This is a genomic window from Microbacterium panaciterrae, from assembly GCF_039541635.1.
Taxonomy (GTDB): domain Bacteria; phylum Actinomycetota; class Actinomycetes; order Actinomycetales; family Microbacteriaceae; genus Microbacterium; species Microbacterium panaciterrae.
In genome coordinates, this window is the sequence record NZ_BAABGP010000008.1 from 12,569 (window position 1) to 34,557 (window position 21,989).

Annotated in this window: 20 protein-coding genes and 1 pseudogene; 12 read left to right on the forward strand and 9 right to left on the reverse strand. The window is 69.7% G+C overall.

The window, feature by feature from the left end:
- Positions 1-9: 9 nt before the first annotated feature.
- Complete coding sequence (gene rsmD / locus ABD882_RS04930; protein ID WP_345184956.1) at positions 10-579, reverse strand: 16S rRNA (guanine(966)-N(2))-methyltransferase RsmD; 570 nt, start codon at positions 577-579, stop codon at positions 10-12.
- Positions 580-693: 114 nt separating this feature from the next.
- Between rsmD and ABD882_RS04935 the strand changes: the two genes are divergently transcribed.
- The 7 genes from ABD882_RS04935 (at position 694) to mutM (ending at position 6,837) form a co-directional block, all read left to right on the forward strand.
- On the forward strand, positions 694-1,464 hold the full coding sequence (locus tag ABD882_RS04935) for an alpha/beta fold hydrolase (RefSeq protein ID WP_345185827.1): 771 nt from the start codon (positions 694-696) through the stop codon (positions 1,462-1,464).
- An 83-nt stretch (positions 1,465-1,547) separates the two neighbouring features.
- Positions 1,548-3,728 (forward strand): ATP-dependent DNA helicase RecG, encoded by a 2,181-nt coding sequence (locus ABD882_RS04940; RefSeq protein WP_345184958.1) that lies wholly within the window; start codon positions 1,548-1,550, stop codon positions 3,726-3,728.
- Positions 3,729-3,818: 90 nt separating this feature from the next.
- Positions 3,819-4,316 (forward strand): pantetheine-phosphate adenylyltransferase, encoded by a 498-nt coding sequence (gene coaD, locus ABD882_RS04945; protein ID WP_345184960.1) that lies wholly within the window; start codon positions 3,819-3,821, stop codon positions 4,314-4,316.
- A gap of 163 nt (positions 4,317-4,479) precedes the next feature.
- Positions 4,480-4,947 carry a YceD family protein gene (locus tag ABD882_RS04950; protein ID WP_345185829.1) on the forward strand — a complete coding sequence of 156 codons (468 nt, stop codon included), beginning with the start codon at positions 4,480-4,482 and terminating at the stop codon, positions 4,945-4,947.
- Between the two features lie 32 nt (positions 4,948-4,979).
- Positions 4,980-5,189, forward strand: a complete 210-nt coding sequence (rpmF, locus tag ABD882_RS04955) for a 50S ribosomal protein L32 (protein WP_013586329.1) — start codon at positions 4,980-4,982, stop codon at positions 5,187-5,189.
- Positions 5,190-5,203: 14 nt separating this feature from the next.
- A complete protein-coding gene (gene rnc, locus ABD882_RS04960) occupies positions 5,204-5,920 on the forward strand; it encodes a ribonuclease III (RefSeq protein ID WP_345184962.1) in 717 nt (238 codons plus the stop codon).
- A gap of 8 nt (positions 5,921-5,928) precedes the next feature.
- On the forward strand, positions 5,929-6,837 hold the full coding sequence (gene mutM, locus ABD882_RS04965) for a bifunctional DNA-formamidopyrimidine glycosylase/DNA-(apurinic or apyrimidinic site) lyase (protein ID WP_345184964.1): 909 nt from the start codon (positions 5,929-5,931) through the stop codon (positions 6,835-6,837).
- Between the two features lie 10 nt (positions 6,838-6,847).
- Here mutM and ABD882_RS04970 read toward each other — a convergent pair whose 3' ends face one another.
- The 3 genes and pseudogenes from ABD882_RS04970 to ABD882_RS04975 all read right to left on the reverse strand — a co-directional run bounded on the left by ABD882_RS04970 (position 6,848) and on the right by ABD882_RS04975 (position 8,237).
- Entirely contained in the window at positions 6,848-7,156 is a 309-nt protein-coding gene (locus ABD882_RS04970; RefSeq protein ID WP_345184966.1) for a hypothetical protein, read from the reverse strand.
- A 421-nt stretch (positions 7,157-7,577) separates the two neighbouring features.
- Positions 7,578-7,943: pseudogene (locus ABD882_RS19085) on the reverse strand (GNAT family N-acetyltransferase); the annotation flags it as partial.
- 18 nt (positions 7,944-7,961) lie between these two features.
- Entirely contained in the window at positions 7,962-8,237 is a 276-nt protein-coding gene (locus tag ABD882_RS04975; RefSeq protein ID WP_345184969.1) for a hypothetical protein, read from the reverse strand.
- Between the two features lie 488 nt (positions 8,238-8,725).
- Between ABD882_RS04975 and smc the strand changes: the two genes are divergently transcribed.
- The 3 genes from smc (at position 8,726) to ABD882_RS04990 (ending at position 13,796) form a co-directional block, all read left to right on the forward strand.
- On the forward strand, positions 8,726-12,274 hold the full coding sequence (smc, locus tag ABD882_RS04980) for a chromosome segregation protein SMC (RefSeq protein WP_345185830.1): 3,549 nt from the start codon (positions 8,726-8,728) through the stop codon (positions 12,272-12,274).
- 65 nt (positions 12,275-12,339) lie between these two features.
- Entirely contained in the window at positions 12,340-13,215 is an 876-nt protein-coding gene (ftsY, locus tag ABD882_RS04985; RefSeq protein WP_345184971.1) for a signal recognition particle-docking protein FtsY, read from the forward strand.
- Between the two features lie 80 nt (positions 13,216-13,295).
- On the forward strand, positions 13,296-13,796 hold the full coding sequence (locus ABD882_RS04990; protein ID WP_345184973.1) for a DUF2004 domain-containing protein: 501 nt from the start codon (positions 13,296-13,298) through the stop codon (positions 13,794-13,796).
- Between the two features lie 28 nt (positions 13,797-13,824).
- Here the strand turns inward: ABD882_RS04990 and lipA are convergent, their stop codons facing one another.
- On the reverse strand, positions 13,825-14,823 hold the full coding sequence (lipA, locus tag ABD882_RS04995; protein WP_345184975.1) for a lipoyl synthase: 999 nt from the start codon (positions 14,821-14,823) through the stop codon (positions 13,825-13,827).
- Positions 14,820-15,461, reverse strand: a complete 642-nt coding sequence (gene lipB / locus ABD882_RS05000) for a lipoyl(octanoyl) transferase LipB (protein WP_345184977.1) — start codon at positions 15,459-15,461, stop codon at positions 14,820-14,822. The genes lipA and lipB overlap by 4 nt, the downstream gene beginning before the upstream one ends.
- An 84-nt stretch (positions 15,462-15,545) precedes the next feature.
- Between lipB and ABD882_RS05005 the strand changes: the two genes are divergently transcribed.
- Together ABD882_RS05005 and ffh are read left to right on the forward strand one after the other, a co-directional pair.
- Positions 15,546-16,133 (forward strand): TetR/AcrR family transcriptional regulator, encoded by a 588-nt coding sequence (locus tag ABD882_RS05005; protein ID WP_345184979.1) that lies wholly within the window; start codon positions 15,546-15,548, stop codon positions 16,131-16,133.
- A 46-nt stretch (positions 16,134-16,179) separates the two neighbouring features.
- The gene (ffh, locus tag ABD882_RS05010; protein ID WP_345184981.1) at positions 16,180-17,733 is read left to right on the forward strand and encodes a signal recognition particle protein; all 1,554 of its coding nucleotides are present in this window, start codon (positions 16,180-16,182) and stop codon (positions 17,731-17,733) included.
- A gap of 61 nt (positions 17,734-17,794) precedes the next feature.
- Here ffh and glpK read toward each other — a convergent pair whose 3' ends face one another.
- The 3 genes from glpK to ABD882_RS05025 all read right to left on the reverse strand — a co-directional run bounded on the left by glpK (position 17,795) and on the right by ABD882_RS05025 (position 21,889).
- Complete coding sequence (glpK, locus tag ABD882_RS05015) at positions 17,795-19,309, reverse strand: glycerol kinase GlpK (RefSeq protein WP_345184983.1); 1,515 nt, start codon at positions 19,307-19,309, stop codon at positions 17,795-17,797.
- Between the two features lie 30 nt (positions 19,310-19,339).
- Positions 19,340-20,095 (reverse strand): MIP/aquaporin family protein, encoded by a 756-nt coding sequence (locus ABD882_RS05020; protein WP_345184985.1) that lies wholly within the window; start codon positions 20,093-20,095, stop codon positions 19,340-19,342.
- A gap of 84 nt (positions 20,096-20,179) precedes the next feature.
- Positions 20,180-21,889 carry a glycerol-3-phosphate dehydrogenase/oxidase gene (locus tag ABD882_RS05025; RefSeq protein ID WP_345184987.1) on the reverse strand — a complete coding sequence of 570 codons (1,710 nt, stop codon included), beginning with the start codon at positions 21,887-21,889 and terminating at the stop codon, positions 20,180-20,182.
- Positions 21,890-21,989: the final 100 nt, after the last annotated feature.

A 21,989-nucleotide genomic window follows, 5' to 3' on the forward strand; every position in this document is an offset into this window, starting at 1 on the left:
CGCGGGCGCTCAGGGGTGGGCGGGTTCCGCCCACCAGAGCATCGTGTCGCCGTAGGCGCGCTCGCGGATGAGCTGCAGGCCCGCCGCGGCGAGATCGGGCGGGGTGGACCGGCTCGCCCGCTCGATCACCACCACCGCGTCGGCGGACAGCAGCGGGGCCAGCGCCGCCAGATCCGCGGTCATGTCGGCGTCGGGCAGATCGTAGGGCGGATCGGTGAAGACGAGATCGAACGGTCCCGCCGCGCGAGCGAGGTAGGCGCGCACCGCGGCCTCCTGCACCCGCGCATCGGCGGCCCCGCCCCGGGCCTTCTGCACGGCGGCGATGTTGCGGCGGACGACCGTGGCGGCCGGGCGTCCGCGCTCGACGAGAACCGCGCTGCGGGCGCCGCGGCTGAGCGCCTCCAGCCCCAGCGCCCCGGATCCCGCATACAGATCGAGCACCCGCGCATCGGCGATCGCGTCCATGGACTCCAGCGCGGCGAACAGCGACTCGCGCACCCGGTCGCTCGTGGGCCGAGTCCCCGATCCGGGAACGTCCAGGCGCGTACCGCCGGCCGCTCCCGCGATGATTCTCGTCACCCGTTCACCCTATGCGCCGCGCGCACGCCGGAGTGGCACCCCCAAGGACGTGCCGTCCCGGCCGAAGAGGAGGATGATGGGAGAGTGCCCGAGAGCCTCGCCGAACTGACCCGCATGCCGAATCCGCAGCTCATCGAGGTCGGCGAGGGCGTGAGTCTCGCGACCTACACCTGGGGCGACCCCGAAGCCCCCGTCGTCCTGCTCGTGCACGGGTTCGCCTCCAGCACCCGCGACAACTGGGTGCTCACCGGCTGGGCGCGGATGCTCGAGCAGGAGGGGTATCGCGTGCTCTCGGTCGATCAGCGCGGGCACGGCGCCAGCGAGAAGCCGCACCAGAGCGACGATTACACGATGCGCACGCTGGCGTCCGACATCGAGCAGGTGCTCGACACCTACCTCGTCGACGACGCGCTCTACGTAGGCTATTCGCTGGGCGCACGTGTCGGCTGGGACGTGCTGCGCGACCTCGGCGACCGGATCCCGCGGGCCGTGCTCGGCGGGATCCCGGACGGGCGGCCGCTGGAACGGCTGGACGTCGCCGAGGTGCGCGGCTACATCGACCACGGGACCCCGGTGACGGACCCCGCGACGAAGGACTACATCGCCCTCACCGAGCGCGTGGCCGACAACGACCTCGAGGTGATGCTGGCGCTGGCGCTCGGCATGCGCGGCGAGTCGCGGACGATCGACCCGGACCCGGCGACCGCGCCCGGGCAGCCGATCCTGTTCGCGACCGGATCCGATGACGCGATCATCGAGGGCTCGCGGCGCCTCGCCGAGGCCTCCCCGAACGGCACGTTCTTCGAGATCCCGGGGCGGCACCACTTCAACGCCCCCGGCTCGAAGGCGTTCCGGCTGGCGGCCCTGGAGTACCTGCGCGGCTGAGCGGGTTTCTGCGCGTCGCACCGGCGGGTGCGCCGCTCCACAGGTGCGCCGGTGGTGTCGGGGGCGCGTTCTAGACTCGGATCATGCCGCTCCGCCTCGAAACGCCGCTGAGCGTCGCGGTCGGCGACGGGAACGCGAAGGCGCTGCTGAAGGCGTTCGGGATGACGACGGTCACCGATCTGCTGTCGCACTATCCGCGCCGCTACGCGAATCGCGGCGAGCTCACGCCCATCATCGAACTGCCGCCCGGCGAGACCGTCACGATCGTCGCCGAGGTCATGTCGGTGAGCGTCCGCGACATGAAGAACCGTCGCGGCGCGATGATGGAGGTGCACATCGGCGACGGCATCGGCCGCATGGTGCTCACCTTCTTCGCCAAGCACCGTGGCCAGCTGGCGTGGCGCGAGAATGAGCTGCGCGTCGGGCGTCGCGGCGTGTTCACCGGCAAGGTCGGCGAGTACCGCGGCGTCACCCAGTTCGCGCATCCGCAGTACGAGCTGTTCGATGACGAGCTGCAGGCCAGGGCGCAGGCCGACACGCTGGTGACCACGCCGCTGCCGATCTATCCCGCGACGGCTGCGCTGACGACCTGGCAGATCGAGAAGATGATCGGCACGGTGCTCGACGACCTCGGGCCCGTCCCCGAGCCGCTGCCCGACGAGGTGCGCCGCGAGGAGCGGCTGCTCGGCGCCGGGGCTGCGCTGGAGCAGGTGCACCGACCGCGCACGAAGGACGACATCGGCCCGGCGATCCGCACCCTCCGCATGCACGAGGCGCTCACGCTGCAGACGGCGCTGGTGCAGCAGCGCCACTTCGTGCGGATGCTCGATGCCACCGCGAGGCCCGCTCGGCCCGGCGGTCTGCTGGAGCGCTTCGACGCGGCCCTCCCGTTCACGCTGACCCCCGACCAGGAGAGCGTCGGTGCGACCATCGCGGCGGATCTCGTGGCGGGCGCGCCGATGAACCGGCTGGTGCAGGGCGAGGTCGGATCCGGCAAGACGCTGGTCGCCCTGCGCGCGATGCTGCAGGTCGCCGAGTCCGGGGGACAGGCGGCGCTCATCGCCCCCACCGAGGTGCTCGCGGGCCAGCATCTGCGCTCGATCACGAAGATGCTCGGCCCTGCGCTCGCGCCGCTGGTGATCCCGACGCTGCTGACCGGGCAGATGTCGGTGCCCGAACGCCGCAAGGCCGCGTTGCGGGTCGCGGCGGGCCAGGCGCTGATCGTCATCGGCACGCACGCCTTGCTGGGGGAGAAGACGACCTTCGCCGACCTGGGCCTCGTCGTCGTCGACGAGCAGCACCGCTTCGGTGTGGAGCAGCGCGAGGCGCTGCGCGCGAAGGGCACCAGCCCGCACGCCCTGGTGCTCACGGCGACCCCCATCCCGCGCACGGTCGCGATGACCGTGTTCGGCGACCTGGACACCTCGGTCATCCGCAGCATGCCGAGCGGGCGCGCCGGAATCCAGACGTTCGTCGCCCCGCTCGCCGATCATCCCGGCTGGTTCACGCGGGTCTGGGAGCGGGCCGCGGAGGAGATCGGGCAGGGACGGCAGGTGTTCGCCGTGTGCGCCGCGATCGACACGGAGAAGGACACGGCGGAGGCCGATCAGGAGCGCTTCGCCGATGAGGAGGGCGAAGAGGCGAAGGGTCCGCGCTGGGGCGTCGTGCAGCTGCTCGCCGCGCTGTCCACGCATCCGACACTCGGATCCCTGCGCATCGCCGGCCTGCACGGGCGCATGCCCGCCGACGAGAAGGACGCGATCATGCAGGCGTTCGCGCGCGGCGAGATCGATCTGCTCGTCGCCACGACCGTGATCGAGGTCGGTGTCGACGTGCCGAACGCGTCCACCATGATCGTGCTCGAAGCCGACCGGTTCGGCGTCTCGCAGCTGCACCAGCTCCGCGGACGTATCGGCCGGGGCGGCGTGCCGGGGCTCTGCCTGCTCGTCACGGAGGCGGAGCAGGGGACTCCGTCCCGAGATCGCGTCGATGCGGTGGCAGCGACCCTGGACGGCTTCGCCCTCGCCGAGGTCGACCTCGAACTGCGCGGGGAAGGCGATGTGCTCGGCGCCCGCCAGTCCGGCGTGAAGTCGTCGCTGAAGCTGCTGCGCGTCATCAAGGACGCCGATCTGATCGGACGAGCGCGCGAGATCGCCGAGGAGATCATCGAGGCCGATCCCGCGCTGGCAGAGCATGATGGTCTGCGCGAGGCGATCGCGCGCCGGCTCAGCATCGAGGACCGCGCCGCCCTCGCCAAGAACTGAGCGCGTGGCGCGTGGGCGGCTCAGCCCGCACAGGGATCCGCGCCGATAGTGTGGTGCCATGCGATGCACTGAGCGACCGAAGGAGACGAAGTGAGCGCACGGATCGCCGTCGTCCCCGGTTCCTTCGATCCGCCGACCCTCGGCCACCTGGATGTCATCCGACGAGCCGCCGCTCTGTACGACGAGCTGCACGTGCTCGTGGTGCACAACCCGGACAAGCAGGCGATGCTCCCGGTCGCGCAGCGGCTGGCGCTGCTGGACGAGTCGATCGCTGAAGCGGGTGTCTCCGGCAAGGTCATCGTCGGATCCTGGAGCATGGGCCTGCTGGTCGACTACGCGCGCGACGTGAACGCGGGGGTGCTCGTGAAGGGGCTCCGCTCCCAGGTGGATGTCGCCTACGAGTCGCCGATGGCGATCGTGAACCGCCATCTCGCCGGCATCGAGACGGTGTTCCTGCTGCCCGACCCCGCGCACGCACTCGTGTCCAGCTCGCTGGTGCGTCAGGTCGCGGCGCTCGGCGGCGATGTCACGCCGTTCGTGCCGCCGGCGGTCGCACGGTTCCTCGACACCGGCGCGCGCGGCATCTGATCCCGGCACTGGTCCCCGGTCCCTGAGCCGAGCCCCGGTCCCTGAGCCTGTCGAAGGGCCCGGCCCCCGTCCAGGTGCGCCCAGTTAGACTCGACGGGTGAAGACCCGACTCAATGGACCATTCGTGCTGTCCGCGCACGACATCGTTCGTCACCCCGGTGAGATGCGGGAGCACCAGTTGACGATCCCCCTGGCAGAGCAATGGGGTGAAGGCCTGGTCTCTGTCGAAAAGGGCGAGGAAATCGCTCTGGACGTCCGGCTGGAGTCCGTGCACGAGGGCATTCTCGTCACCGGTGAACTGGATTCCACGTACCGCGGAGAGTGCGGTCGGTGCCTGAATCCGATCGCTCAGCCTGTCGAAGTCGAGTTTCAGGAGCTTTTCGCCTATCCTGGAGAGGAAGCGAACGACTTCGAGGTTCAAGACGACCACGTGGATCTTGAAACTCTGGTCAGGGATGCGGTCGTACTCTCGCTCCCGTTTCAGCCGGTGTGTCAGCCGGATTGCCCTGGACTCGACCCCGAGACCGGTGAGCGGCTGACCGAAAGCGCCGGGAAAGAGCAAGGCGCTCCTGTCGATCCTCGATGGGCCGCGCTGCAGCAGATCACAGACCAGACAAACGCAGCCGAATAGCTGCGCGCCCAGAACACAGAAGGTAAGCAACCATGGCCGGTAACCCCCCGAAGCGCAAGGTCTCCCGTTCCAACACCCGCTCGCGTCGCGCGCAGTGGAAGGCGGAGGCGCCCGCGCTCGTCAAGACCATCGAGAACGGCAAGGTCGTCTACAGCCGCCCGCACCAGGCGAAGGTCGTCACCGACTCGCAGGGCACCGAGCTGTTCCTCGAGTACAAGGGCCGCAAGGTCGCCGACGTCTGATCGATCCGTCGATCATGGCAGAAGTCCCCACCTCGTCTTCGGACGGATCCCGGGAACGGACGCACCCTCTTTCTGAGCAGCTCGGAGTCGACATCGACCCCGAGCTGCTTCAGCTTGCGCTCACGCACCGCTCGTACGCGTACGAGAACGGCGGCATCCCGCACAACGAGCGCCTCGAGTTCCTCGGCGACTCCGTGCTCGGGCAGGCCGTCACGGTCATGCTCTACACCACGCTTCCCGACCTCGATGAGGGCGCCCTGGCGAAGCGTCGGGCGAGCGTGGTCTCCACGGTCGCTCTCGCCGAGGTCGCACGCGGCATCGGCCTCGGCGCGCACATCCTGCTCGGCCGGGGCGAGGAGCGCACCGGGGGCCGCGACAAGGACTCGATCCTCGCGGACACGATGGAGGCCGTCTTCGGCGCCACCTTCCTGTCCACCGGATTCGGAGCGGCGTCCGAGCTGGTGCTGCGCCTCATCGAGCCGCTCCTCGCCGATCCCGAGCGCTACGGTGCGGCGATGGACCCGAAGACCGCGCTGCAGGAGCTCGCCGCCCGTCGGGATCTCACCGCGCCGGTGTACGACGTCGTCTCGGCCGGCCCCGATCACGACCGGCGCTTCACCGCGACCGTGACGACCGGCGAGTTCGCGTCGACCGGCACCGGCACCAGCAAGAAGACGGCCGAGATGGCTGCCGCGCTGGCGGCGTGGCAGATCCTCAGCACCCAGGTCTGAGCAGCACCGTGCCCGAACTGCCCGAGGTCGAGGTCGTCCGCTCCGGTCTCGCGCCCGCGATGACCGGGGCGCGGATCGTGTCGGTGGCTGTGCACGACGAGCGCGCCCTCACCCGGCACGCCGCGGGCGCCGCCGACTTCGTCGCGAGGCTCGAAGGCGCGGAGGTCACGTCCGTGGCGCGCCGGGGCAAGTTCCTCTGGATGCCGCTGGCGGCAGGATCCTCCGACGGTCGCGCGGCGATCGTGGGGCATCTCGGCATGTCCGGGCAGCTGCTGCTGCGCCGTCCCGACGCCGAGCCCGAACGGCACGAGCGGATCCGGATCTTCCTCGAGCATCCGGAACACGGCGAGCTCGCCGTCGTCTTCGCGGATCAGCGCACCTTCGGCTCGCTCGCCGTCGACACGCTGGTGCCGACCGCCGACGCCCGCGCTGCCGGGTGGGGGAGCAGCGATCCGCTCATCCCCTCGCAGGTCGCGCACATCGCGCGCGACCCGATGGACGAGGCGTTCCAGGATCGGGCGTTCCGCGAGGCGCTGCGCACGCGGTCGAGCGCCATCAAGCGGGTGCTCCTGGATCAGAACCTGATCAGCGGCGTCGGCAACATCTACGCGGACGAGTCGCTCTGGGCCGCGCGGATCCATCCCGAGACCCCCGCATCAGCCCTGTCCACGACGGCCGTGAACCGGCTGCTCGCCGAGGTGCGCGCGGTGCTGGAGAAGGCCCTGGCCGAAGGCGGTACGAGCTTCGACGCCCAGTACGTCAACGTGAACGGCGAGGCCGGCTACTTCGCGCACTCCCTCAACGCCTACGGTCGCACCGGCCAGCCGTGCACGCGCTGCGGCGGTCCGATCCGTCGCGACGCGTTCATGAATCGCTCCAGTCACTTCTGCCCGAGGTGCCAGCGGCGGCGGCGCTGAGCCGGCGCGATCACCGCAGCTCTTTCTTCCAGGCGCCCTCGTACGCGATCGGCGCGAAGCCGAGCGCCTCGTTGATCGACAGCATCGGACGGTTCTCCTCGGCGTTGTAGGTGATGACGTTCGCCGACAGCGGGAAGCGCTCGTGCCAGGACAGCAGCCCCGCGGCCTTCATGAGCAGCCCGAGGCGGTGCCCGCGATGGGCCGCCAGCACGAGCGTGTCCTCCTGATGCGTGACGCTGTCCGGCGCCCCCTTGATCGAGAGCTCGTTGAAGGCGCAGAGCTCGCCCGTCGCGATGTGCTCGGCGGCGGTCACCTGCACCGCAGCGCCCAGTTCGTCCCACACGGTCGTGCACGGCCACGCGATCGGCGTCCCAGATCTCCTCGGGCGCGTCGAACGCGGCGCTGGGCGCGTCGGTCGACATCCGCGACTTCATCCACGCGTATCCGTCGACGTGAGAGCCCGGCGTGGGCAGCATCCAGCGGACGAGGCGATAGCCGGCCGCGTGCTGTTCGGCGTCGGCGACCGCTCGGTGGAGCAGCGGGGTCGACCCGGCTGCCCAGCGAAACTCGCTGACCCGGTACACCTGCTCCAGCGAGCAGCCGTTCCGCAGCAGGAACCGGGTGATCCTGTCTTCGGGGACGCCGCCGAAACCGGTCGGTGCGGACAGCATCTCCCCGCCCGTGTTCTCGTGCTGGGCCCACGTCTGCAGCTCGCGCACCCCGTCCGCACGGGCGACACGTTCCACGTGCGCTGCGACGGCGGAGCCGATGCCACGGCCCTGCACTTCTCGCCGGATCCCGATGTGGCTGTGCGCGGTCCGGCCGCCGCCGTCCTTCCCGATGTTGAGCACGGCCGTGCCGACGGTGCGGCCGTCGCGAAGCACGCGCCACTGGGAGCGGCGGGTGTAGTCGTCCGAGGTGAGCAGCGGAAGCAGCTCCCCGGGGGTGAAGTGGTCGTCGTCGCGCCCTGTCGCCTCGGTGAGACTTGTGTTGCGCGCCTCGGCGTAGGCGCGGAAAGCCAGGGACGACCCCGCATCCGCAGGTGCGGGAAGCACGAGCGGATGCAGGGTCGCACCGGCGGGGAGCGGAATCGTCACGCCGTCCATGATGTTCGGCGCTCCGGATCAGAGCATCTGACGCGGGACGTAGTGACGGAGCAGCTGCGCCACATGCTCTGCGCGGACGCGAGCGCATTCTGCGGCGCGCTGGGCCCTCTCGGCGGGGTTGGCCGCAGAGCCGGCCCGCACGATGAGACGCAGGGCGATGCGCAGCGCCACGCGCTCGACGAGCGACAGGTGACGCAGCTCCTCCTCGCGGGGGAGCCGGATGGACAGTTCGCGCTCGGGGTGAGCGCTGTGCTTCGACTCTGTGGGAGGCGAAGCGTGCAAAGCGGTGTTCACGATGGTTCGCTTTCGTTGGGTCGCGCCGAATGGCGGTTTCGCTCGACATCGCCGCGCCCGGTGGGCGCAGACGCGTGTCGCGGTGGAGAGGGATCCGGTGTCGGATCGTGCAGGTGATCGGTCGATCGACATGGGAGAGTCCCGCGGATCGGATCGTGGACGCGCGAAGCGTCAGGCCGGCATCAGGCCGGGACGGAGGGAGATGCGCCCGCCCGAAGCAGTCGTCCTCAGACGGCTAGGCGGTGCAACGCGCGCCGACGGAAGTCGCCGAAGACGCATCGATCCCACGGAATGGGGTGAATGCAATGCGGATGTTCATCATGTCGGCAACCTCCTCTCTCGGTTCGGTGTGCCACGCTAGCCCAGCTTCACAGGAAGCGTCAAGCCGACACCCAGAAATCCCTGAACCCCGGGCGTTTCCCGCTCGAGAGCGGGAGTGACCGCGATAGCGTAGGGGCCGTGATCTCCGTCGACCGTCGTGCGTGCCCATGCATCTGAAGAGCCTGACCCTCAAGGGGTTCAAGTCCTTCGCGCAGCCGACGACGTTCGCCTTCGAACCGGGCGTGACCTGCATCGTCGGCCCGAACGGATCCGGAAAGTCCAACGTCGTCGACGGACTCGCCTGGGTGATGGGGGAGCAGGGAGCCAAGACCCTCCGCGGCGGCAAGATGGAGGACGTCATCTTCGCCGGCACCTCGACACGAGGGCCGCTCGGCCGCGCCGAGGTGCAGCTCACGATCGACAACAGCGACGGCGCGCTGCCGATCGAGTACGCCGAGGTGACGATCAGCCGCACGCTGTTCCGCAACGGCTCCAGCGAGTACGCGATCAACGGCGAGGGGTGCCGCCTGCTCGATGTGCAGGAGCTGCTCAGCGACTCCGGCCTCGGCCGCGAAATGCACGTGATCGTCGGACAGGGGCGCCTCGACACCGTCCTGCAGGCGTCGCCGGAGGACCGCCGCGGGTTCATCGAGGAGGCCGCAGGGATCCTGAAGCATCGACGCCGCAAGGAGAAGACGCTCCGCAAGCTCGACGCGATGGAGACCAACCTGACCCGGCTGAGCGATCTGGCGGGGGAGATCCGCCGGCAGCTGAAGCCGCTCGGACGGCAGGCCGAGATCGCGCGCGAGGCGCAGACCATCGCCGCCGTCGTGCGCGACGCCAAGGCGCGGATCTTCGCCGACGACGTGGTGGCCATGCGCACGGCGCTCGCCGACCACACACGCAACGAACATGAGCGGCACGCCGAGCGGGTCGTGCTGAGCGAGCAGGCCGACGGGATCCGCCTCGAGATCACCCGGCTGGAAAGTGCGCAGAACTCGGCGGCGGTGGATGAGGCGCGGCGGGTGGCGTTCGGTCTCGAGCAGGTGCAGGAGCGGATGCGCGGCCTGTTCACCCTGGCCAACCAGCGCCTCGCGCTGCTGGGCTCGGACGAGGACGACGCCGCCGTCACCGCTTCGACGGTCACGCAGGCGACCATCGACGAGGCCAAGGACGAGGTCGAGGAGATCTCGTCCGGGATCGGACGAGCGCAGGATGCGGCGCAGGAGGCGACCCGCGAGGTCGGGCACGCTCGCGCAGAGCTGGACGCCCTCGACGTCGACATCGCCGAGCAGAGCGCCCTCGTGTCGGCTCACGACATGCGTCTCAGCACGCTGCGAGGTCAGGCGGAAGCAGCCGCATCGGCCCTCGCCGCGGTCCGGGGCGCCGTGCTGCGCCAGGAGAACGCGCTGGAGGCCGCGCACGAGCGCCGTCGTCAGGCCGCGGAGGCCAGGGAGCGGATCGACGAGGGCGATGCGCCGGAAGGCACCGCCGCCGAGCACGCGGAGGCGTACGAGCGTGCGCAGGCGCGCGCCGTGTCGGCGGAGGCCAAGCTGGAGGGCCTGCGGGAGCGGCTGCATGCCGCCGAGCGCGAGGCCGAGGCGCTCACCGCCACCTCCGCGGCGCTCGGCAGCGCGATCGCGGTGACGGGCGGCGCGGCCGAGATCGTGGCATCGGGACGCGCCGGAGTGCGCGGGCTCGTCGGCGACGCGGTGCAGGTCACTCCCGGCTACGAGGCGGCGATCGCGGCCGTGCTCGGTCCGCTCACCGAAGGCGTGCTCGTCGACGACGTCGACGCCGCCTTCGGCCTGGCGTCCGCAGGCATCGCCGGCGCGTACGACATCGTGATCGCGGACGGCGTCGCCGCCGCGGTGTCGGACGCGGGGATCGCCGGAGCGACTCCCGCATCGAGCGTCGTCACCGCGCCCCCCGGGCTGCTCGGGATCCTCGCACATGTCGTGATCGTGGACGACCTGAATGCGGCGCGCTCCGCGCATGCCGCCGCGTCCGCGGTGAGCACCGGGCCGCTCACGATCGTCACCCGCGCCGGCGAGGTGCTCACCGCGCACACGCTGCACACCGGTTCGGGCGGGGAGCGGTCGCGCCTGGAGCTCGTCGCCGAGCGCGATGCCGCCCTGGAGCGGCTCGCCGAGGTGCGGGTCGTGGTCGATTCGCTGCGTGAGGCCCGCGAGGACGGCGCCGAGACGCTGGAGGTGGTCCGCCGCGCGTCCCGCGACGCCCTGCGCACCCTGCGCGAGCACGACGCGGCGCTGGCCGCCCACACCGAACAGGTGAACCGGGTGACCGTGCAGCACGAATCGGCGATCGCCGAATGCGAGCGCCTCGAATCGGGTCTCGCCCAGGCGCAGCCCGCCGTCGCGGACGCCGAAGCGAAGGCCGACGCAGCCAAGGCCGCCCTCGCGACCGCCGAGGACGCACCCCGTCCGGTGCTGGACGCCTCCGCACGCGACGGGCTGCTCGAGGCGCTGGAGACGGCGCGCGAGGCCGAGATGGAAGCACGTCTGGGCGTAGAGACGCTGCGCGAGCGCGTGCGTGCGGCCGAGATGCGGGTGGGCTCGCTCGAGCGTCAACGAGAGCGCGAGCGCGAGGCCGCCGCCGAGGCCGCACGTCGCGCCGTGATCCGCCGGGCACAGCGGGCGACCGCGTCCGGTGTGACCGCCGAGCTGCCCCGCATCCTCGACTCGCTCGATCGCTCGGTCGCAGAGGCACGCGTGGCGCTGGCCGCGGCGGAGGCGGCACGCTCGGCGCAGAACGAGGAGCTCACGGCGCTGCGCCGCCAGGACGCGTCCATCAGAGAGCGGCTGGCCGGGCTCACCGAGAGCGTGCACGGGCTCGAGCTGCAGATCCACGAGAAGAAGCTGCATCTGACCAGCCTGCTGGAGCGCGTGCAGTCGGAACTGGCGCTCGACGAAGATATTCTCATTGCGGAATATGGTCCGGACCAGCTCGTTCCCCGCGATGCGGGGGAGCGGGAGACCGAGGCGCCCGACCCGCAGGAGGACGGATCCGGGAGCGGGATCCCGTTCGACCGGCGGGTGCAGCAGCGGCGTCTGCAGGAGGCGGAACGCAAGCTCGCTCAGCTCGGCCGGGTGAACCCGCTCGCGCTCGAGGAGTTCGCCGCGCTCGAGCAGCGGCACGCCTTCCTCACCGAGCAGCTCTCCGACCTCACCAAGACCCGCCAGGATCTGCTCACGATCATCACCGAGCTCGACGAGCGGATGCAGACGATCTTCGCCGCGGCCTTCGAGGACACCCGTCAGGCATTCGGCGAGGTGTTCCCGCTGCTGTTCCCGGGAGGTGCGGGCAGCATCTCGCTCACCGATCCGGACGATCTGCTGAACACCGGCATCGAGGTTGCGGTGCGGCCGGTCGGCAAGAAGATCGAGCGGCTCTCGCTGCTGTCCGGTGGCGAGCGATCGCTCGCGGCCGTCGCCCTGCTCGTGGCGATCTTCAAGGCGCGCCCCAGCCCGTTCTACATCCTGGACGAGGTCGAGGCCGCGCTCGACGACGCCAACCTGGGTCGCCTGCTCACGGTGTTCGAGCAGCTCAGGGCCAGCTCGCAGCTGCTCGTCATCACGCACCAGAAGCGCACCATGGAGATCGCCGACGCGCTCTACGGCGTCTCCATGCGCCAGGACGGGGTGTCCGCCGTCGTCGGCCAGCGCGTGGGCGATCGCGTCGCTGCCGCGGTCTGACCACCCGGCGCGCGCCGTCGGCGAACACACCGGAAGCGGCGGGACGATCCCCGTAGTCTGGACGCATGGCGGAGAAGTCCTGGTCCCTCGGTCGCGCACTGCGCGGCATGTTCGTCAAGCCCACGATCGACGAGGAGACCTGGGACGACCTCGAGACGGCACTGCTCACCGCCGACTTCGGGCCGGACATCACCGAGCGGCTCGTGGACGAGCTGCGCGAGAAGGTCGACCGCTACCGCACCACGGACCCCAAGGACCTGCAGCGGATGCTCCGCGAGACGCTCGAGGAGCATTTCGCGAAGTTCGACACGACCCTCAAGCTCACCGAGCGTCCCGCGGTCGTGCTCGTGGTGGGCGTGAACGGCGTCGGCAAGACCACGACGATCGGCAAGTTCACCAAGTTCCTGCGCGGATACCAGCGTTCGGTCGTCGTCGGCGCGGCGGACACCTTCCGCGCGGCCGCGGTGGACCAGCTCGCGACCTGGGCGCAGCGTGCGGGCGCCGCGATCGTGCGCCCGCAGCAGCACGGACAGGATCCGGCATCCGTCGCCTTCCAGACCGTCGAGTACGCGAAGAACCAGGGCACCGAGATCGTCATCATCGACACTGCGGGCCGGCTGCACACCAAGGGCGGCCTCATGGACGAGCTGACCAAGATCCGCCGGGTCGTCGAGAAGCAGGCGCCGATCAGCGAAGTGCTGCTGGTGCTCGACGCGACCACCGGCCAGAACGGCGTGATGCAGGCCGAGGCGTTCCTCGAGCACGCCGGCGTCACAGGTCTCGTGCTGACGAAGCTGGACGGCTCCGCCAAGGGCGGATTCGTCCTCGCGGTGCAGGAGCGCACGGGCATCCCGGTGAAGCTCCTTGGCCAGGGCGAAGGCATCGACGACCTCACGGGCTTCACTCCGCACGTGTTCGTGCAGGCCCTTGTCGGCGGCTGATCGCATGTCTGTGCGACAGCGTTGTGCGGCACACGCCGGACGGACTACCGTCTTGCGCGCAAGGCTGGTTCTATAGGCCTATGGCGATCGAACACGACTTCTTCGGATTGCTCTCCTCGGGACCCGACGGATCGATCTTCTGGTCCGAGACCGTGGAGTTCGGCGACCACGCCCTGACGGTGGATCTGACTGCTCCGGATCAGGAGGATGTGTCGTCCGACTCGCTCGACATCGCGGCCGCGTTCGTCTCGGGCCTTGAGGCGATCGACGCGAAGGCCCGCCGGGGTATGCTCTCCGAGGTCGATGATCGTGCGAGCGAGGTCACCGAGTACATCCTGCAGCAGCAGGAGGGCTACGGCGACGAGCTGGAGGAGCACCTGGTCGACGTGAGCGGCGACGCCGCGGTCGACATCATCCGCTCGCTGCGGCTGATGAGCATGACCCTGCTCGTCGACGAGCACGGCGGCAGTGAGCCCTTCGCGGTGCTCGAGTACGCCCTGGACGTCGAGGGCAACGAGGACGTGCTGCTGGTGAACTTCGGATCCGACGGCTCCGTGCTGTCGGTCATGAGCGCGGACTGAGGGCGGTTCCCCCTCTCGAGGAGGGGGCTCAGACGGCCTGGGCGAAGCCGAGGTCGGCGCTCTCGGCGCTCTCGGCGATGTGCGCGAGGTGCGGCGGGATCTCACGGCCCTGGGAGATCATCGACTGCGCCCACAGGCGCCCCGCGCGGTAGGAGGACCGCACCAGCGGGCCGGCCAGCACGCCGAGGAACCCGATCCGCTCGGCCTCCTCCTTGAAGCCGACGAACTCGTCCGGCTTCACCCAGCGCGACACCGGCAGATGCCGCGGGGTGGGACGCAGGTACTGCGTGATCGTGATGATGTCGCAGCCGGCGTCGTGCAGGTCCTGGAGCGCCTGGATGACCTCCTCCGGCTCCTCGCCCATGCCGAGGATGAGGTTCGACTTCGTGATCAGCCCGGCCTCGTGGCCCTGCGTGATCACGTTGAGGGAGCGCTCGTATTGGAATGCGGGCCGGATCCGCTTGAAGATCCGCGGGACCGTCTCCACGTTGTGCGCGAACACCTCGGGGCGCGCGTCGAAGATCTGGCCGAGGAAGGCCGGATCCGCGTTGTGCTCGTTCGCGAGCAGCTCGACGCCGGTGTTCGGGTTCAGCTCGTGGATCCTGCGCACGGTCTCCGCGTTCAGCCACGCTCCGGTGTCGGGGAGGTCGTCGCGCGCGACGCTCGTGACCGTGGCGTAGCGCAGGCCCATCTGCTGCACGCTCTCGGCAACGCGACGCGGCTCGTCGGTGTCGTAGGCATCGGGCTTGCCGGTGTCGATCTGGCAGAAGTCGCAGCGACGGGTGCACTGCGATCCGCCGATCAGGAACGTCGCCTCCTTGTCCTCCCAGCATTCGAAGATGTTGGGGCACCCTGCCTCCTGGCAGACGGTGTGCAGGCCCTCGTCCTTCACGAGCGCGTGCAGGGCCTGGTACTCCGGCCCCATCTTCGCCTTGGTCTTGATCCACTCCGGCTTGCGTTCGATGGGCGTCTCGGCGTTGCGGATCTCCAGACGCAGCAGCCTGCGCCCCTCGGGTGCGGCGCTCACGCGGCCACCTCGCTCGCGTACTCGGCGGTGAAGGCCTCGGCGACCCGGTCCACGATGTCTCGGGGGGAGACGTCCCGCCCGATCACCTCGCTCACCGTGGTCACACCGGCATCGGTGATCCCGCACGGGATGATGCCGCGGAACCCGGCGAGGGTGTTGTCGCAGTTGATCGCGAAACCGTGCATCGTCGCCCCCTGCTGCACCCGGACGCCGATCGCGGCGATCTTGTCCTCGCTCAGCGGCCGGCGCACCCACACGCCGCTGCGTCCCTCGACCTGGTATCCGTCGACGCCGAGCGGGCGCAGCACCTCGATCAGGAGCCGCTCCAGCCGCCGCACGTGCGCGACCACGTCCATCGGCTCGGGCAGGCGCACGATCGGGTAGCCGACGAGCTGTCCCGGACCGTGCCAGGTGATCTTGCCACCGCGGTCGACATCGACCACGGGTGTTCCGTCGTGCGGCCGCTCCTGCGGCTCGGTGCGTTTGCCGGCCGTGTAGACCGCCTCATGCTCCAGCAGCAGCAGGGTGTCGGGGCGGCTTCGGGCGACGACGTCGGCATGGATCCGGCGCTGCAGCTCCCATCCGTCGAGATAGGGGACGAAGTCAGGGGCGAGCCCCACCGTCTGGATGTCGAGCATGACCGATCCTTCTGATCGTGTTGTTGAATGCAGTACAACAATACGCCGTCAACGGGAGAAGGTGCAGCGCGATACGGTGGCGGGGTGATCAGACCAGCCCGCGGTGTCGGCCGCCCCCGGGTCTCGTCCCGCGAGACCATCGCCGAGGCGGCGTGCGAGCTCTTCCTCGAGCAGGGCTACGAGCGCACCTCGATCGCCGAGATCGCGCAGCGCGCCGGTGTGAGCCGCTCCAGCTTTTTCAACTACTTCTCCTCCAAGGGCGACGTGCTCTGGTCCGGACTGGATGAGCGCATCGCCGTCGCCGTGGGCGTGCTGGGCGAGCCGGGCGCAGGGGAGTGGCCGGAGCAGATCCAGGCCGTGCTCGCCACGATCCTGGAGGGGCTGGAGCCCGATCCTCTCGCCCTGGCGTTCGGCAATGCCGCCGCGATGGGGCTGGAGGACGAACTGCAGCGCGAGTCCGCGCTCCGGCAGGGGCGGCTCGCCACCGCACTCTCCGAGGCGGCGCGCGCCGCGGGGGTGGAGCGGATCCGGGCCGATGTGCTCGGCGCCGCCTACGCCGTCGCGGTGCTGTCGTCGCTGCGGGTGTGGGCCGAGGGCGGCGCCGGCCACGGCTCCCCGCTGGCGCAGCTGCAGCACGCCCTCCCGCGGATCACCGACCTGCACTGGGGCTGATCACGCGCCACGGGTGGCGTCCATGCTCGCGTAGAATTGCAGCACCATGGCTACTTTTGGCACGCTCTCCGATCGGCTCACCGAGACCTTCCGCAACCTGCGCGCGAAGGGCAAGCTGACCGCGTCCGACGTCGACGGGGCCGTCCGGGAGATCCGTCGCGCCCTGCTGGATGCGGACGTCGCGCTGAGCGTCGTCAAGGAGTTCACCGCGAAGGTGCGAGAACGCGCCCTCGGCGACGAGGTCAACAAGGCGCTGAACCCGGCGCAGCAGGTCGTGCAGATCGTGAACGAGGAGCTCATCGCGATCCTCGGCGGCGAGCAGCGCCGTCTCGAGTTCGCGAAGAACCCGCCGACCGTGATCATGCTCGCGGGTCTGCAGGGATCCGGAAAGACGACCTTCGCCGGCAAGCTCGCCAAGCAGCTGCAGGGCGAGGGCCACACCCCGCTGCTGGTCGCCGCCGACCTGCAGCGTCCGAACGCCGTGAACCAGCTCCAGGTCGTTGCCGAACAGGCCGGGGCGACGATCTACGCCCCCGAGCCCGGCAACGGCGTCGGCGATCCGGTGCGCGTCTCGCGCGACGGCGTCGCGCACGCCCGCCGCCAGCAGCACGACGTGGTCATCATCGACACGGCCGGCCGCCTCGGCGTCGACGCCGAGCTCATGAAGCAGGCCGCCGACATCCGCAAGGCCGTCGAGCCCGACGAGGTGCTGTTCGTCATCGACGCGATGATCGGCCAGGACGCGGTGAACACCGCCAAGGCGTTCCAGGACGGAGTCGACTTCACCGGCGTCGTGCTGTCCAAGCTCGACGGCGACGCCCGCGGCGGTGCCGCGCTGTCCGTCGCGTCGATCACGGGCCGGCCGATCATGTTCGCGTCGACGGGTGAGGGCCTCGACGACCTCGAGCCGTTCCACCCCGACCGGATGGCGAGCCGGATCCTCGACCTCGGCGACATCCTCACCCTGATCGAGCAGGCGCAGCAGGCCTTCGATGAGGACGAGGCCATGAAGATGGCCGAGAAGCTCGCGACCGAGACCTTCACGCTCGAGGACTTCCTCGACCAGATGCAGCAGCTCAAGAAGATGGGCTCGATGAAGAAGATGCTCGGGATGCTCCCGGGCATGGGCCAGATGAAGCAGCAGCTGGACGACTTCGACGAGCGCGAGATCGACCGCACCGAGGCCATCATCCGCTCGATGACGCCGGGGGAACGGCGCAACCCGAAGGTGCTGAACGGCTCGCGGCGGCTGCGCATCGCGCGCGGTTCCGGGATGACCGTGACCGACGTGAACCAGCTCGTGCAGCGCTTCGACCAGGCCGCGAAGATGATGAAGACGGTCGCCCGCGGCGGCACCCCGAACATCCCCGGCATGGGACCGGTGCCCGGCATGGGCCGCCCCGGCGCGTCCGCGAAGCGCGGCAAGAAGGGCAAGGGCGGCGGATCCCGGTCGGGCAACCCCGCCAAGCGCGCCGCAGAGAACGCGGGGCTGCCCGCCACCCAGAGCGCGACAGGATCCGGCTTCGGGCTCGGCGGCGGAACGAAGGCGCCCAGCGAGACCGACCTGGCGGAGATCCAGAAGCTGTTCGGCAAGAACTGAGCACGACGACGAAGGGCGGGCCCGGAGCATTGCTCCGGGCCCGCCCTCGTCTCGGGTCAGATCACTTCACGTCGTCGTCGACCCAGTCCATCGACTTCGTGACGGCCTTGCGCCACAGCCGCAGCTGACGGTCGCGCTCGGCGCCCTCCATGCTCGGCTCCCAGCGCTTGTCCTCCTGCCAGTTGGCGGACAGGTCGTCCAGACCGTTCCAGAAACCGACCGCGAGGCCGGCCGCGTACGCGGCGCCGAGCGCCGTCGTCTCGGCGACCACCGGACGCACCACCGGCACGCCGAGGACGTCGGCCTGGAACTGCATGAGCGCGTCGTTCGCGACCATTCCGCCGTCGACCTTGAGCTCGGTGAGGTCGACACCGGCATCGGCGTTGACCGCGTCGAGCACATCGCGGGTCTGGAAGGCCACGGCCTCCAGGGCCGCCCGCGCGATGTGGTTCTTGTTCGCGTAGCGGGTGAGGCCGACGATCGCACCGCGGGCGTCCGGACGCCAGTACGGGGCGAACAGTCCGGAGAACGCCGGCACGATGTACACGCCGCCGTTGTCGTCGACCTGACGGGCCAGCTCCTCGACCTCGGGGGCCGAGTCGATGATGCCGAGCTGGTCGCGCAGCCACTGGATCAGGGATCCGGTGACGGCGATCGAGCCCTCCAGCGCGTAGTGCGTCGGTCCGTCGCCGAGCTTGTAGCCGACGGTGGTGAGCAGCCCGTTCTTCGAGTGGACGATCTCTTCGCCCGTGTTGAAGATCAGGAAGCAGCCCGTGCCGTAGGTGTTCTTGCTCTCGCCGGTGTTGAACGCCGCCTGGCCGAACGTCGCCGCCTGCTGGTCGCCGAGGATGCCCGCGATCGGGGTCTCGCGCAGCAGCGAGGAGTCCTCCGCCGCGCCGTAGACCTCGGACGAGGAGCGGATCGACGGCATCATGGACTTCGGTACGCCGAAGGCCTCGAGGATGTCGTCGCGCCACTGCAGCGTCTCCAGGTCCATGAACATGGTCCGGGAGGCGTTCGTGACGTCGGTCGCGTGCACGCCGCCGTTGACACCGCCGGTGAGGTTCCACAGCACCCACGAGTCGGTCGTGCCGAAGAGCAGGTCTCCGGCCTCGGCCTTGGCGCGCGCGCCGTCGACGTTCTCGAGGATCCAGGCGATCTTGGTGCCGGAGAAGTAGGTCGCCAGCGGCAGGCCGACGATCTGCTTGAACCGCTCGACGCCGCCGTCGGCCGCGAGACGGTCGACGATGGGCTGAGTGCGGGTGTCCTGCCAGACGATCGCGTTGTACACCGGCGTGCCGGTGGTCTTGTCCCAGACCACCGCGGTCTCGCGCTGGTTGGTGATGCCGACCGCGGCGATGTCGTGGCGGGTGAGGTGCGCGCGGGTGAGTGCGAGGCCGATGACCTCCTGGACGTTGGCCCAGATCTCGCTCGCGTCATGCTCGACCCAGCCTGCCTGCGGCAGGATCTGCTCGTGCTCCTTCTGACCGGTCGCGATGATGCTGCCCTTGCGGTCGAAGATGATGGCGCGGCTCGAGGTCGTGCCCTGATCGATGGCGATCACGTAGTCAGCCATGTGATGTTCTCCTTTGAATCGCGGTTCGGGTTACTTTGCGAGGTGCAGCAGCACCGGCGCGAGGAGGGCGGCGATGGAGCCGCCGAGGAGCGGGCCGACGACGGGGACCCACGAGTAGGCCCAGTCGCTGGAGCCCTTGCCCTTGATCGGCAGGATCGCGTGTGCGATGCGCGGGCCGAGGTCACGGGCGGGGTTGATCGCGTACCCGGTCGGGCCACCGAGGGAGGCGCCGATCGCGACGACGATCAGGGCGACCGGAAGGGCCGTCAGCGGGCCGAGGCCCCCGGGCGTTCCGACCTTGATGTCGCCGAAGTCGGCGAACGCCAGCACCGTGAACACCAGGACGAACGTGCCGATGATCTCCGTCACGAGGTTCCACCCGTAGGAGCGGATCGCCGGACCGGTCGAGAACACGCCCAGCTTGTTGGCCGGATCGGGCTCGTCGTCGAAGTGCTGCTTGTAGGCGAGCCAGCACAGCGTGGCGCCGATGATCGCGCCGAGCAGTTCGGCCGCCGCGGCGACGAGGAACTGCACGAAGGTGATCTTGCCCGCGATGAGCAGGCCGATGCCGACGGCGGGGTTCAGGATCGCCCCCGAGTAGCTGGCGACGAGGACACCGGCGAAGACCGCCAGACCCCATCCCCAGTTGACCATCAGGAATCCGCCGTTGAAGCCCTTGTTCTTCGCGAGGGCGACGTTGGCGACGACACCGCAGCCCATGAGGAGCAGCATTGCGGTGCCGACGAGTTCGGACAGGAAGTAGAGTCCGAGATTGACCTCAGTCATGTCTCCATTGACCTTTCGCAGAGCATCGGCCCCTCTGCCGATGCGGTGTTCGAGTTGACGCCGATGAGGGCGGCGGTGAACCTGTTACCCGTGGGTGCGGGCGACGAGGGACAGTCCGTGTCGCGTGTTGAGCAGTCCTCTGGTGAGTTCGATCTCCGTGGCGGCGCGTGCGCGATCCCAGCCGAGCAGCGGCGCCAGGGCGTTCGCGAGCTCCTCCAGGATCTCCTCGGTGACCGAGCCGGTGAACGCCAGGCTGGTGCGGCGCAGCACGACATCCTCGAGGCGGACGATCATCTCGTGCTCGACCATCCAGGCCAGCTCACGGGTGGACAGCGCGCCTCCGGCGAGCGGCGCGTCCTCGCCCTGCTCGACGTACTGCCAGACCTCCGTGGCACGGGTGCCGTACCGCACCAGCAGCGCCTCGGCGCGGTCGCCGGCCCCGGCGAGATTCTGCGAGATCCACGCGGCGCGTGCGGCATCGCCCTGCGGATACCCCTTGCCACCGCCGATCGCCCGGCCGGCCGTGGAGACCACGCGGGTGCGCCCGAGGATCTCCAGGATCTTGTCCGAGAGCGTCTCGCCGAGTGCGCGGAACGTGGTCCACTTGCCGCCGACGAGGCTGAGGTGCGGCACGGCGCGGCTGGTGTCGACCTCGACGCGGTAGTCGCGGGAGACGAAGCCGGGAGCGGTGTCCTCGTGGCGCGGGAGCGGGCGGATCCCGCTGAACCGGTACACGATCTGGTCCCGGTTCACGTCGATCGTGGGGAAGACGTGGTGCACGAGGGCGAAGAAGTAGTCGATCTCCTCCTCGGTGCACAGCGGCACCTCGCGCGGGTCGGCGTCGATGTCGGTGGTGCCGACCATGACCTTGCCCTTGAGCGGGTAGATGAGCACGATCCGGCCGTCGGAGTGCTCGAAGAAGATCTCGCGCCCCTTCGTGGCCGACAGCAGCTCCGGGTTGTCCAGCACGATGTGCGAGCCCTTGGTGCCGCCCATGAAGCGGGTCAGCTCGCCCATCGCCTCGTTGGTGAGGTCGGTCCAGGGGCCGGAGGTGTTGACCACGACGTCTGCGGCGATCGAGAACTCGGTGCCGCTCTCGCGGTCGCGCACGCGCACGGCCTCGCCGTCGTGGCCGATCGCTTCGACGTAGTTCAGGGCGCGCGCTCCGGGGTGCGCCGCGCGTCCGTCCTGCAGCACGTCCAGCGCGAGACGCTCCGGGTCGTGCATGGAGGCGTCGTAGTAGGTCGCCGTGTACTTGATCTTCGGATCCATCGCCGGCAGTTCCGCGAGCGACTTCTTGCGTCCGAGGAACCGGTGCCGGGGAACGCTTCCCCCGTCGCGGGAGAACGTGTCGTAGATGGTCAGGCCGACCTTGATGAGGAACGCGCCGCGTTCCTGCGGCTTGCCCGAGCGGTGCGTGAGGAAGCGCAGCGGCGCCGACAGGATGCCGGAGAACGTCGAGTAGATCGGGATCGTGGTCTCGAGCGGCTTGACGTAGTGCGGGGCGATCCTGATCAGCCCGTTGCGCTCGGTGACGGACTCCCGCACCAGACGGAACTCGCCGTTCTCGAGGTAGCGGATACCGCCGTGGATCATGTGGCTGGAAGCGGAGGAGGCGCCCGAGGCGAAATCGCCGCGTTCGATGAGGACGACGTCGACGCCCTGCAGGGCGAGATCACGGAAGGTGGAGATGCCGTTGATCCCACCGCCGATCACGAGAACCGTGGTGCGTCCGGCTTCGCGGACCTCTGTCACCTCGGGACGTTCTGGGGCGTGGTGTGTGGTTTCGGTCATCGTCTTCTCCTTCCCGATTTCTCACAGCATTCCCTCAGCCTCCAGTATGCGCAAGCACCCTGCACGAATGTGCAAGAATCAGGCGGATCGATCCGGAGAG

What these genes read in the sequence shown, in the direction of transcription:
- ABD882_RS04935 (WP_345185827.1), top strand. Translation starts at nt 694, where the DNA reads ATGCCGAATCCGCAGCTCATCGAGGTCGGCGAGGGCGTGAGTCTCGCG.
- ABD882_RS04940 (WP_345184958.1), top strand. Translation starts at nt 1,548, where the DNA reads ATGCCGCTCCGCCTCGAAACGCCGCTGAGCGTCGCGGTCGGCGACGGG.
- ABD882_RS04950 (WP_345185829.1), top strand. Translation starts at nt 4,480, where the DNA reads ATGCGGGAGCACCAGTTGACGATCCCCCTGGCAGAGCAATGGGGTGAA.
- rpmF (WP_013586329.1), top strand. Translation starts at nt 4,980, where the DNA reads ATGGCCGGTAACCCCCCGAAGCGCAAGGTCTCCCGTTCCAACACCCGC.
- rnc (WP_345184962.1), top strand. Translation starts at nt 5,204, where the DNA reads ATGGCAGAAGTCCCCACCTCGTCTTCGGACGGATCCCGGGAACGGACG.
- smc (WP_345185830.1), top strand. Translation starts at nt 8,726, where the DNA reads ATGCATCTGAAGAGCCTGACCCTCAAGGGGTTCAAGTCCTTCGCGCAG.
- ftsY (WP_345184971.1), top strand. Translation starts at nt 12,340, where the DNA reads ATGGCGGAGAAGTCCTGGTCCCTCGGTCGCGCACTGCGCGGCATGTTC.
- ABD882_RS04990 (WP_345184973.1), top strand. Translation starts at nt 13,296, where the DNA reads ATGGCGATCGAACACGACTTCTTCGGATTGCTCTCCTCGGGACCCGAC.
- lipB (WP_345184977.1), bottom strand. Translation starts at nt 15,461, where the DNA reads ATGCTCGACATCCAGACGGTGGGGCTCGCCCCTGACTTCGTCCCCTAT.
- ffh (WP_345184981.1), top strand. Translation starts at nt 16,180, where the DNA reads ATGGCTACTTTTGGCACGCTCTCCGATCGGCTCACCGAGACCTTCCGC.
- glpK (WP_345184983.1), bottom strand. Translation starts at nt 19,309, where the DNA reads ATGGCTGACTACGTGATCGCCATCGATCAGGGCACGACCTCGAGCCGC.
- ABD882_RS05020 (WP_345184985.1), bottom strand. Translation starts at nt 20,095, where the DNA reads ATGACTGAGGTCAATCTCGGACTCTACTTCCTGTCCGAACTCGTCGGC.
- ABD882_RS05025 (WP_345184987.1), bottom strand. Translation starts at nt 21,889, where the DNA reads ATGACCGAAACCACACACCACGCCCCAGAACGTCCCGAGGTGACAGAG.